The organism is Candidatus Anaeroferrophillus wilburensis (genome assembly GCA_016934315.1).
GTDB lineage: Bacteria > Desulfobacterota > Anaeroferrophillalia > Anaeroferrophillales > Anaeroferrophillaceae > Anaeroferrophillus > Anaeroferrophillus wilburensis.
In genome coordinates this window covers 45,955-58,067 of the sequence record JAFGSY010000008.1, presented here as the reverse complement: position 1 = coordinate 58,067, position 12,113 = coordinate 45,955, and the positions used below count along the sequence as shown (strand labels likewise).

General features: G+C 52.1%; 10 protein-coding genes and 1 tRNA gene. 5 read left to right on the top strand and 6 right to left on the bottom strand.

Translation table 11 applies throughout. The features are described from left to right. The first annotated feature begins 277 nt into the window (after positions 1-277). From JXO50_01625 to JXO50_01615, 3 genes are all read left to right on the top strand, one after another. The gene (locus JXO50_01625) at positions 278-892 is read left to right on the top strand and encodes a cation transporter (GenBank protein MBN2331786.1); all 615 of its coding nucleotides are present in this window, start codon (positions 278-280) and stop codon (positions 890-892) included. A gap of 559 nt (positions 893-1,451) precedes the next feature. After that, positions 1,452-1,985, top strand: coding sequence for a hemerythrin domain-containing protein (locus JXO50_01620; GenBank protein MBN2331785.1), 534 nt, complete (start codon positions 1,452-1,454; stop codon positions 1,983-1,985). 133 nt (positions 1,986-2,118) lie between these two features. Beyond that, the gene (locus JXO50_01615) at positions 2,119-2,766 is read left to right on the top strand and encodes a hypothetical protein (protein MBN2331784.1); all 648 of its coding nucleotides are present in this window, start codon (positions 2,119-2,121) and stop codon (positions 2,764-2,766) included. Positions 2,767-3,319: 553 nt separating this feature from the next. Here JXO50_01615 and JXO50_01610 read toward each other — a convergent pair. Further along, positions 3,320-3,406: transfer RNA gene (locus JXO50_01610), tRNA-Leu, on the bottom strand. Between the two features lie 398 nt (positions 3,407-3,804). Here JXO50_01610 and JXO50_01605 point away from each other — a divergent pair. Both JXO50_01605 and JXO50_01600 read left to right on the top strand, forming a co-directional pair. Next, positions 3,805-5,361 (top strand): PAS domain S-box protein, encoded by a 1,557-nt coding sequence (locus tag JXO50_01605; protein ID MBN2331783.1) that lies wholly within the window; start codon positions 3,805-3,807, stop codon positions 5,359-5,361. A 4-nt stretch (positions 5,362-5,365) separates the two neighbouring features. Further along, positions 5,366-6,853, top strand: coding sequence for a response regulator (locus JXO50_01600; GenBank protein MBN2331782.1), 1,488 nt, complete (start codon positions 5,366-5,368; stop codon positions 6,851-6,853). 134 nt (positions 6,854-6,987) lie between these two features. On the opposite strand, the gene JXO50_01595 is transcribed toward JXO50_01600, so the two are convergent. The 5 genes from JXO50_01595 to JXO50_01575 all read right to left on the bottom strand — a co-directional run bounded on the left by JXO50_01595 (position 6,988) and on the right by JXO50_01575 (position 12,043). Further along, positions 6,988-7,830, bottom strand: coding sequence for a hypothetical protein (locus JXO50_01595; GenBank protein MBN2331781.1), 843 nt, complete (start codon positions 7,828-7,830; stop codon positions 6,988-6,990). Between the two features lie 223 nt (positions 7,831-8,053). Beyond that, a complete protein-coding gene (locus JXO50_01590) occupies positions 8,054-9,628 on the bottom strand; it encodes a methylenetetrahydrofolate reductase C-terminal domain-containing protein (protein MBN2331780.1) in 1,575 nt (524 codons plus the stop codon). Between the two features lie 445 nt (positions 9,629-10,073). Then, positions 10,074-10,439, bottom strand: coding sequence for a hypothetical protein (locus JXO50_01585; protein MBN2331779.1), 366 nt, complete (start codon positions 10,437-10,439; stop codon positions 10,074-10,076). Between the two features lie 247 nt (positions 10,440-10,686). Next, complete coding sequence (locus JXO50_01580) at positions 10,687-11,076, bottom strand: response regulator (protein MBN2331778.1); 390 nt, start codon at positions 11,074-11,076, stop codon at positions 10,687-10,689. 103 nt (positions 11,077-11,179) lie between these two features. Further along, entirely contained in the window at positions 11,180-12,043 is an 864-nt protein-coding gene (locus tag JXO50_01575) for a methylenetetrahydrofolate reductase (protein MBN2331777.1), read from the bottom strand. Positions 12,044-12,113: the final 70 nt, after the last annotated feature.

Genomic DNA, 12,113 nt, shown 5'->3' with positions numbered 1-12,113 from the left:
GAGGTGCGCTGTTGCTGGCAAGCATCATTGCAGGGTCATTGTGGAGCATGTTCGGCGCCTCGGCTACGTTTATTGCTGGAGCATCGTTCGCGGCTCTTGCGGCAACGGGGTTGCTCCTTTACCGTTCTAATGTGCGGACCACAGGGCATAGAGTAGGCACGTGATAAAGTTTGCCCAACAAGGCTCTCTCCAGCCGACGCCAAAAAAACGGCGCGGCTGAGCTCAAACGTTGTCGAGGATGCTACGCGGCAATTAGGTTGCAAGTGAGGACTTCGGAATGAGTGGTTGCTGCGATAACGGCTGTTCGGTAGATGCTCTACGCGAAAGGCAGCGAGGAACACTCCAAACTGTGCTTGGCATCAATGCAGTTATGTTCCTGGTTATCGTGGGGGCGGCACTGTATGGAAACTCAACGGCACTGCTGGCAGACAGCCTTGACAACCTTGGAGACGCCTTGACGTATGGCCTTAGCCTATACGCCGTCTCGAGGGGCGCTGTCGCTAAAGCAAAGGTCGCGCTGTTCAAGGGTGGTTTAATCTTTCTGGCCGCTCTCGCTGTAGTTGCCCAAGTAGCCTACAAGCTTACTGTCCCCAGCACCCCTTTGTTCGAAGTCATGGGCGCCTTCAGTCTTCTCGGTCTTGCTGCAAATTCAATTTGCCTTTTCTTGCTTTGGCGGCATCGTCACGAAGACGTAAACATGAGTTCTGTGTGGGAGTGCTCACGAAATGACATTGCATCAAATCTTTCCGTATTTGTGGCCGCTGGTGCGGTGTGGCTGACCGGCTCAGGCTGGCCGGACATCTTAGTCGCCCTTGGTTTAGTCTGGCTCCTCATGCGTTCGGCGATTCGGGTCGTAAAATCAGCCTTGGTGGAACTTCATGCAGCAACCTAACCACGCCATATCAACACGGACGTGCAAAAGCGCCGCTTTGCTTTGCTTTTGCACGCCGGTTATGACGAATTTTCCGGGACAGGTCGCTGCCGTGCTTGAGGACCTGGCAAGCGAAAAAGAAACAGATTCAATTTGGTTTATAGGCTCCCGTGCCAACAGGACTGAGCGCGCAGATTCGGATTGGGACTTCATAGCCTTCGTCAGTGATCGGATATCAGAACGTAGTGCACGTCACGACCAGGTCGATATCATTCGCGTCGATCCAAATTGGAATTATTTGCTGGAAGGTCAGACCATGGAATTCTCAGGCCAATTCAAGACTTGGCGTTGGCGTAAGATAGAGTCGGGTCGAGCGTCGTATACAGTCCGAGTAACTCCGGAGGTCGGGGACCGAGGCACATTCGACAGTGAGGATGTTAGGTTTGTTAAACTCAGAGGCCTAAACGTATGGCGAAGAAATGCTTAACCAGTCATTCCACCACCGGACCGCTTTGCTACACTGCGCTTCGTTTGCGCCGCACAGCGTGGACGTTGGGGAGTAAAAAAAGGAGGTATCAATATGCAAGCACGAGGCCAGCTCATGATAGAACACCGTCTTATTGAGCGCATGCTTTCGGTTATCAAAAAGGTTCTGGTCAAAATTGAATCGGAACACGAGGTGGATCCTGTTTTCGTGGATATTGCGGTCGATTTCATCCGGGTGTACGCCGACCGTACGCATCACGGAAAAGAGGAAGATATTCTTTTTCGAGAACTGAATAAAAAAACGCTGACCTCAGAAGACGGTCAAATTATGAAAGAACTGATCGAGGAACATGTCATTGGGCGCCAGACAACCAAAATGCTTGTTGAAGCCAACAACCGCTACCGGAAAGGGGATGAGAGTGCTTTGGCTGACATTTCTGACAAACTTCAAACCCTTATCGAATTCTATCCCAAGCATATCGAAAAAGAAGACAAAGTATTTTTTCCTTCCTCCAGAAACTACTTTACAGATGAAGAGGATCAAGCCATGTTGGCAAAATTTTGGGAGTTTGATCGGAAGATGATTCACGAAAAGTACGATTCAGTGGTTGAAGGATTGGAAGAGTAACAACAAAGGGTCCAGAACAAAAGGTTCCGGCAGACCGCAAAAAGGAGCGACTGCTGAACCTTGGCGTTGTTGAGGACGCTTTGAGCTCGCGATTGATTCGCGGCGATCAGGCACACTATGGAGGAGAAAAACGATGGCCGTTGATGTGGAAATGTTAAGCTTCGTCAGGGACGCATTGGTGCACGGTCTTTCGCGTGCACAGATTGAGGATGCACTGCTGCGCGCAGGTTGGGGAGCAGACCAGGTGAAGAGTGCCCTCGCCGCCTTCGCGGAGTTCGATTTCCCAATCCCAGTGCCGAGGCCAAAGCCATACCTTTCAGCACGTGAAGCATTCATGTATCTCGTACTCTTTACTACGTTGTATATCAGCTCCTATAACCTGGGAAGCCTCGTTTTCCAGTTCATCAACCGCGCTTTTCCCGACCCCGCTGTGCCTGCCGGTTTCGCTGCGTACACCCGGCAAGCGATTCGCTGGTCGGTTGCATCCCTGATCATCGCTTTCCCGATTTTCCTGTATGTCTCCCGATTGCTCAGCCGTGCCGTCAGGCGCGACCCCAGCAAGCGCGCCTCAAAGGTCCGCAAGTGGCTGACGTACATGACGCTGTTTATCGCCGCCGGCGTGATAATCGGTGACCTGATCGCCCTGGTTTACAACTTTCTGGCCGGAGAGCTTACCCTGCGCTTTCTGCTAAAAGTTCTGACCGTCGGCACCATTGCCGGCACGATCTTTGGGTATTACCTGTGGGACCTGCGTCAGGAAGAATTGGAGACTAAGACGTGAGGACGTCGGGCAAGGGCATATTGGCAGCGACCGTTGTTGCCGTAGTCGCTGTCGCTGTGGTCGCCGGGCTTATCCTGCTTGGTTCGCCAGCTCAGGAGCGCATGCGCAAGCTGGATGCCCGGCGGGTATCCGACCTGCGGGAGGCCGCCAACGCGGTGGATTTCCACTGGACTCGGCACGGTTGTCTGCCATCTTCACTTGAGGAGCTCTCGAGAAAACCAGGAGTACATGTAAAGCTGTTAGACCCCGAAACAGAGCAGCCTTATGAGTACAGGGTGCTCAGCGGCAATACTTATGAGTTGTGCGCACATTTCGCGCACGATACAGCAGAAGAGCACAATGCTCTTCATAAGGATTTTTGGTCTCATGGCTCAGGCAGATATTGCTTCCGACTTGAGGTGAAGAGCGTCAAGAGATAAAGCACCGGAAGTCCGGTACAGAATTGACCGGGAGCCCGGAGCGGCCTTTCGAAAATCGTCCTTCAACTTTCCGCGCGCGCCGCCAAAAAAAAGGGGGTTGAAACCTTTAAAGATTCCAACCCCTTACTAAAAAATGGTGCCGAAGACTGGACTCGAACCAGCACAGGCATACACCCACTAGACCCTGAACCTAGCGCGTCTACCAATTCCGCCACTTCGGCATCAACCGTACAGGCCATCCAAAACATCACCGTCACTGCCACGAATGACAAACCGGCGGTGAAAAGTGATGATCTTATTAGTCTAAAATTTCCATTATGTCAAGCGGCTATTGGCACGGTTGAAAAAAATCTTTCACCTCACCCGACACCCCGTTTTCATGGTTTTCCCGCCCATGGACACACCCTGATGTCCGCCACAAGCAGCGGATCAAAGTTTTCCAAACCAAGCTGCCGGTGGCCGGCCAGATGCTGTGAAAATAAGTACTTTACAGATTTTTCAACTATGATATGGTCGTTTACTGAATCACGATTGGGCTATTTTGATGGAATGGGGGAACAATTCCACCGTTCTCCCGGGCAAAAAGTTTTTATTGCAATCCCTGACAAGGACTTCATCCATGCAACTGACCGGCAAACAGCAGGACTATCTCTTCAGGGCCATCCATGCGTTTAAAAGGAAACTAATTGTCATCTCCCCCGATTTCCGCATCCTGGCCGTCAACAAGCAGGGTCAGATGGACCAGGATATCGAGCTGAACGGCCGGTTCTGCTACGAACAGTTCAAAGGAATTGATGGTCCCTGTGAACACTGTCCGGTGCTGGAATCACTCCATACCCGCACACCCACCTATATCGGCAAACACGACATCTCCCAGCGCAAGATGGCCTGCGTCTTCAGCTACCCTCTCTTCTTCAACGGCGAGATTGACGCCTTGGTGGTCGTCGACTTTGATCTGCCCGTCCAGGTCTGGCTGGAAGAGCAGATGAACCAGTCCAGCACCTTTCTGCACAACCTGCTGCTGAGTTCCGTTGACGGTGTTGTTGCCGCTGACAAAACCGGCAAACTGGTTATTTTCAATAATGCCGTTTCCGAGATCCTTGGCTACACAATCGATGAAGCCCTCGAAAAGCTGCATGTGAATAACATTTATGCCAATGAGAACGAAGCAGCCGATGTCATGCGGAAACTGAGGAGTGAAGAGTATGGCGGCAAGGGAAAACTGAAAGGGCACCACGTGGACTTGCTGGGGAAAAATGGCCAGCGGATTCCGGTTCGCCTGAATGCCTCCATCGTCTACAAGGATGACCAGGAAGTGGCAACCATCGGTTTTTTCCGTGACCTCCGGGGAACCATTCAAATGGAAAAGGAGCTGGAAAAAACCCAGCAGCAGCTGCTGCAGTCGGAAAAAATGGCCTCTCTCGGCAAGCTGGCCGCCGGCGTCGCCCACCAGCTCAACAACCCCCTGGGAGGCATTATCCTGTTCACCAAGCTGGTAATGGAGGAAAATGAACTGTCCACCGAAGTTCAGGAGGACCTGCGCCGCATACTGCGTGACGCTGAGCGATGCCGGGATACGGTGAAGGAGCTGCTGGAATTTTCACGTCAAACCCGCCAGTTCATGCAGCCTTGCGATATCAATCAGGCGATCAACCGGACCATGTTTCTCCTGGAAAGCCAGCCGATCTTTCAAAACATCACCATTGAAAAACATCTGACTGATAACCTCCCCCAGGTGCACGCCGACACCCAGCAGCTCAACCATATGCTGATGAATATCATTCTCAACGCCGTTGATGCCATGGACGGCAAAGGAAAGCTGACCATCATCACCCGGCTGCCAAAGGCCGGGGAGCGCATTTACACTGAAGACGGCGACACGCCGGTACTCGAATATCCTTTCTGCTGGCTGCCCTCCCATGGTGATCGTCTGTGCATCGAAATTTCCGATACCGGTGCCGGCATTCCCGAGGAGGTCTTACCCCATATTTTCGACCCCTTTTTCACCACCAAGGAAGAAGGCAAGGGAACCGGCCTGGGGCTGAGCATGGTCTACGGCATTGTCGAAAATCACGGTGGCAATATCATTGCCAAAAGCAAACCCGGTACAGGAACAACCTTTATTGTCACTCTGCCGCTGGCTGCCCAGGATATGGAAGGAGGAGAGCGTGAATAAAAAAATCGACCCTTTACACGTGCTGGTAGTTGATGATGAGCAGGACCTGCGGGATGGCTCTGAGCGTATATTAATACGCATGGGGTTTCGGGTTTCCAAAGCAGCCCGGGGTGATGAAGGGCTGAAGATCATCGAACAGGAACCCGTGGCAATCGTCCTCCTTGACCTTAAAATGCCGGGCATGGATGGCATGGAAGTACTGGAAAGAATAAAAAAGATTAATGAGGAGATTGTTGTCATTGTCATCACCGGCTTTGCCACCGTTGAAACAGCCATTGAAGCGATGAAAATGGGGGCCTATGATTTCATTCCAAAGCCCTTTGAACCTGACCATCTGCGGATTGTCGTCCGTCGGGCCCAGGAGCGGGTGCACCTTTTCAATGAAGCCGAACAGCTGGAAAAAGAACGACAGCGGACCCTGGCTGATCTCGATGCCGAAAAAAGCCGTACCAGGACAATCATCGAGGCCCTGCCCAGCGGGGTGGTCGTAACCAATACGGAAGGGGTGGTCGTTCTCATGAACCCCGCTTTTCTCTGGTGCCTCGGCCTTGATGCCGAGATGAAACCGGGAAGGGAGATCGAGCACTACAGTAATGATGAAGGCTTCTGCCGCATGGTCAGGGAGTTGTCCCATGGCGGCTGCGAAAATATGAAGGAACCCCCAACCTACGAGTTTGCCCTGCCGGACAATAAGTTTCTGCTGGCTGAGGGGCAGGCAATTGTCAATGAAGAAGATGACTGTCTAGGCGCGGTGGTAATTCTGGTTGACGTAACGGCATTGAAAGCTTTGGATCAGCTGAAATCAGAATTTGTTGCCAAGGTCTCCCATGAATTGCGCTCCCCCCTGTCAACCATCCATGAACAACTGGTCATGGTGGAGAAGAAACCGACCAAAGATCAATATATCCTGTCGCGGGCCCGCGAAAAAACCCAAGGCCTGATCTCCCTCATTGGCGACCTGCTGGATCTCTCCCGCATAGAAGCCGGCAATATGGGCGCCGTAGCCAAACCGGTTTCCCTGGCTGAACTGCTGGCCAATATCGTTGATTTCATCGGTGCGCAGGCCCAGGGGAGAAACCAGACGCTATCCCTGGAACTGCCGGAAATAGCGCTGCCGGATGTTGTTGCCGACCCGATGGCACTGGAAAGTATTTTCGGCAACCTGATTGCCAATGCCATCAAGTATACCCAGGAGGGCGGCACCATCAAGGTAGAAGTTGAACAGGTTGACAGCCAGATACAAGTGGCGGTTATTGACAACGGTTATGGCATGGAAGCCAGACAGCTGGAAAAGATATTTGACAAGTTTTACCGGGTTAAAAATGAAAAAACCCGTTACATTACCGGTACCGGGCTGGGACTATCCATTGTCAAAAGCCTGGTGGAAAAACTGAACGGCTCGATCACGGTTGCAAGTGAGCCCGATAAGGGCACGACCTTCACCGTCAGGCTGCCGGCAGCTGCGGCAAGCGGCAACGGCAGTCAGCGATAGGCACAGGCCAGAGAGCCCCCCATCAGCAGATCAAAGCCGGGCGATCTCCGATATCTCTACCCGCACATCTTTCCGTTTGCCGCACAAGGCAGGGCTCAAAAAAGGCGGTTCATTGAACGACCGCTGATCAGCGGTCAAAGAATCTCCTGCACGGCCTCAGGAGGAATCCTGACCCCGGTCCAAAGGGCAAGGGCATGCCTGGCCTGGTGCCCCAGGATAGGCAGCCCGCCCATATAGGGCACTTCCAGGCGTTCTGCCAGTTCCTGCCAGATATTCCCCTGGCTGTCAGCAGCATTAAAATTCACCACGATGCAACATTCACGGCATACCAGACCCTTCACAAACGCAGACAGCTCCGGCACGCAACCGGCTGACGAGGTTGCATTGACAACAATCTGCCCTGCAACCGGCCGATCGGCAAGATCAGCAAAAGAAACCGGCTGTGCCCCGCCAAGATGGGCAGCAAGCTTTTTGGCCTGATCCAGGCGGCGGGCGGCAACAGTAATGGCAGGAATTCCCAGCCAGTGGAAAAGGAAGACCGCCGCCCGGGCAGCGCCGCCGGCGCCAAGAACCAAGGCAGATTTACTGGCACCTGTGTGGAAACCAACGGCATGCAGAGCATCCATCAGGCCCAGGGCATTGGTATTATACCCTTTATAGTACAGACCATGACGAAAAATGGTATTAACCGCACCAATAATTTTTGCTCCCTCGGAAAGGGCGAAAAGATGGGGGATAATCTCCTCCTGGTAGGGAACACCAATATTGGCGGCAATGATATTGAGGGCTCCCAAGCCCTGGACAGCCGCTTCAAGTTTGCCGGGATCAACCTTAAAAGCAGTGTAACTGCCAGCCATTCCTGCCCTGGCCATCAGATTGCGATAAACCACCGGTGCAGGAGAATCGTAGGCCCGGTCATCGCTTAACAAGCCAAAGATGTTGGCGGCACTTTTATCCGGCGAGCTTACGGTATACAAGAGTTCTCCTTCCTGTTTCTGATTCTACCTCAGCAGCAACCGTCCGTTTCACCACAACAGTCACCCATTTATACGCTCAGGCAACAGTGCCCGGCTGCTGTCTGCCGACAGCAGCTTTCGTCACCCATGAAAAAGGCCCTGCCACATCATCCAAGGATGTGGCAGGGCCTTTCAGTTCAGCAGCATTGGAGTTGATCAGCCAGAACCATGTCAGCTCACCTGATTATTTCTTTGCGGCATCCTTTTTAGGCGGCGGCTTAATACCCAGCCTTTTGGCTGTATGGTCGCGGCCCTGATAAAAATTGAGCCAGGAAGAGGTCTGCCACAGGTTCCAGTTGCACGGCGGCACGGTGTAGGCGGCAATCTTATCTTCCTCTTTATAGGGCTTCAAGCGATCATAGGCCTGCACCCAGATGCACTTCTTCTCATTGGGGTACACCTCACACCAGCCGTCGTAGCTGCCGCCGCAAGGTCCGTTCCGCTGGTTCTTCGGGCATTGTGACATGGGACAGACATAGGCAGTATCGAACAGGGCACAGTCACCGCAGTTCATGCAGTTAAACATCGCCACCTTCGACATATGCTCAAAGAAATCAAACATATGTTTGGGCGTATGGGTGTTATCCAACCAGGCGGCCACCGGTTTCATGGTTTTGTAGACCGGACTCTTCTCCTCGAAGAGCAGATGGTGGGCCAGACGTGAGAAGCGATAGATAAAGGGTACGGACGGCTTTGAAGTCCGTTGGGCATAGACGTCGGTATTCAAGCCGGTCTTTTCATCTTTTTCGAAAAGATAAAAACCATCATCCTGAGGATAGTCAAATTCAGGCACCAGGCTCTCCCAGTTTGCCGACAGCTCCTCACCCTTGTCAATAATGTATTCCACCTGTTCGTAGGTAATCCCGTGACCACCGATGTGAGCCCCGGCACAACCCATACCCTTGGCATAGGCATACATCTTGGCGGCTCTCAGCAGCATGGCAGCCTTGCCCTTGTCATCAGCCTCTTTTTCCCGGGCCAGATCGGCCAGCATCTTATCGGTAACCACGCAACCGGGAATCCCGTTGGAATTCATAAATCGGGCGGCGCCATAGGGCAGCACATAGATATTAACCAGCACCGGAATATTATAGTTGTTAAGCCGCAGCCAGGTCAGCAGTTCATGGTATTTTCTGGCATCATAACCAACTTGGGTGATAATGAACTGGGCGCCGCCTTCAATCTTTTTCTTCAGCTTGGCGTACTGCCCCATCAGCTCGGATTCACACTTTTTGAAGGGTGAAACACAAGCACCGGCAAACAGATCCGTAGCAGCAAGTTTGATGGTCTTACGCATTGCCTTGTGCTCGAGCCCCTTATTCATCTCGCCTACAAGGCGCAGGACGTTGGGAGGATCAAGGTCAAACACCGGTTTCGCCAAGCCTTCAAAGGCATCACTGCCTGAATAGTCGCCGGTCAACACCAGGATATTTTTGACTCCTTCGGCGGCCATACCACAGAGCAGGCTCTCAATCTCACTACGGTTCTTATCTCTACAGGCCAGATGAACCAGTGGTTCCATCCCGGCTTTCTTAATCTGCACACAGAGCATTTCGGTTGACAGCGCCGGATTACCGCCAGGGTTGTCGGTAACGCTGATGGCATCGATTTTACCGCCGGCGGCAGCCTTGGCAACATTGTCAATCACCTCTTCATGCTGCATCTCAAAGGCACCGCGGCCGGGAATCTGTTCCCAGGTCACGCAGAATGCATTGGGGTCACGCAGTTTCTCTTTGAGAACACTTTCCCGCTCGCTCATTCTGATGGTAATCTTTTCGGTCAAGCCCACCGACTCCTTCAAACGGGAGATCGATGCTGAATCCTCTGGAGAAATGGTAATGTAGTCATCGGCATCCATTTCCAGGGCTTCCTGTCTCGTCCACCCCTTCTGCGACAGTTCTGAACTGCCAATTTCAACAATCAGTAATGGGGTGTGCTTGGTCAACCAACCGCTGCGAAATTTCTTATGCAGCTTGAATGAGGTTCCCCGAGGTTCAAGGTATCCCAACACAATCGCATCCGGCCGCTCGGTCCTGGCTTTAGACAAACCCTCGTCGTCGTTGGAAGCACTAATGACTTCAAACTGATCTTCGAGGCTCTTGCCTATCATATCATGGAAAGCCGACTCGCTGCCCACCACTAGAACCTTGGTTTTTTTGTTCACTTTTTCCATCTTGGATCTCCTGTAAAACAACCTGACTTTATCAAGAATGCCTAGCCTTACCCGGACCTGCCGGGACTACAAAACTATAAAAAACCGCTTTTGCGGGTATTGCTTTCTCATGAGGTGATCCGGCAGCCGGAATCATATGTTGCTTTCTCATTGCGGTAGCGATTGTCGCCACCTCATTATCATAGGTTCTCAAACCACCAACGCCCATCTCCGACCCATTGTGGTTGTTCATTTCATAAAACATATAGAAGAATACATGAATATTAACCGGGAAGGGCATCCAAAACGGGAGCAGCAGGAAATAGTTAGATTTTTCACAGGAAGGTTGATAAATGTTGTTGTGGGGCATCCCCCCGTCCACGGCACTGATGAATTTTGCCGATGCAGGGATGGACAAGCTCCCCCTGCACCCATCGCTGGACCGGTTCTTCGGTCTTGGCCGTTGATCATCACCTCCACTGCGGTCACACAGACTATGCAACGAGATCTACTACTTCTTAAAACCAGCTCAACCAGAGCCGGATTCTCTACAGTTCAAACTACGGGTACAGGCTGTCTCCCAACCTGGATCAAAAGACAACGTCAGCTATCTCTGACAGTGCACACGTTCCCGCCACTTGCCGGAACGTGTGCACTGGTTTTCGCTACAGACCTAGAACCCTTTTGACACTGGCGCTAATCTGCTCTGCCGAAGCTGGTTTGGGAAGATAATCATCAGCTTCCATGCTCATCCCGCCATGGTGTGAATAGCGGGTCGAACTGACGTGAGAAGCCACCGCCGTCAGCATAACAATAGGGATGTCAGCATATTTCGCATCAGCTTTCAGTTCGGCGCACACCTGGTAACCATCCTTTTCAGGCATCATAACGTCGAGGACAATCGCATCCGGGGGATCGGCCTTTACCTTTGCCAGCCCCTCTACCCCATTATAGGCAACATCGACAGCAAAACCCTCTGCTTCCAGATTGGTCTTCACAATGGAAGAGAAATCAGGCTCATCGTCCACCACAAGAATTTTCTTTTTCTCGCTCATACATTCCCTCCTTTGCTGCAACTACTAAAATATAAAGACATTAAGATTTTTTCTTTTCCATCGAACCTTCCGCCACCATCAATACCGGGGCATGGGACAAACATCAGGGTAAGATTTCCGGCAGTCTATGCTCCCAACCAACGGTGGAGATCAGCACGCCGCCAAACCCGGCATCGTGGATGGCAGAAATCATCTCCCTGGCGATGCGAATACACTCGGCCGGTTTGTCGGATGCCTTGCGGATACGCTCGATCAAAGCATCGGGAATTGAGATGTGCTCCTGGGTCTGGTTGATATAGCGTGCCATCCCAACTGATTTAAGCACCAGCACCGTCGGAATTATCGTTGCTTTGCTGCCGCCAAACTGGTCAATGAATGAATCAATGGAATTAAGCTCAAACAAAGGATTGGTTATCAGAAACCGGGCACCGGCATCAATGCTCTCTTTAGCTTTTTTAATTTCCTGAGCCAGCGCCTTATCCTTGGCACCGGCATTAACGGAGGCCCCAAGCAGAAACCCGGGAGCTCCAGCCAGACTGTTGCCGGCGAGATCGGTACCATTTCGCAGGCCGTTGGCCGCCTGCAGAAGCTGGTTCATATCAAGGTCATACACCGATTTGGCCTGATGATGATCCCCAATCACCGGATCGTCACCGGGTACGGCAATAACACCACTAACCCCGGCAGCACCGGCGGCCAAAAGGTCCGCCTGCAGAGCAAGCTGATTGCGGTCCCGACAATTAACCTGCATAATCGTTTCCAGGCCCTTATTTTGCAGAATCAGCGCGCCGCCGAGGGAGCTCATGCGCATGACTGCATTGCTCATCTCGGGTACAACAAAAGCATCGACTTTGTATTTGACCTGATTGGCATTGGTAATCATAGCCAAAACATCAACCCCTTTCGGGGGTTCCATCTCTGCCAAAGTGACAAATTCCCCTGCGTCAAATTTGCTCTTTAAGCTCATCAGCATCCCTCCATAAGCTTAAAACGGGTTAACGGAAATTTCCTACTACAACCTGACCTACCTAAATCGA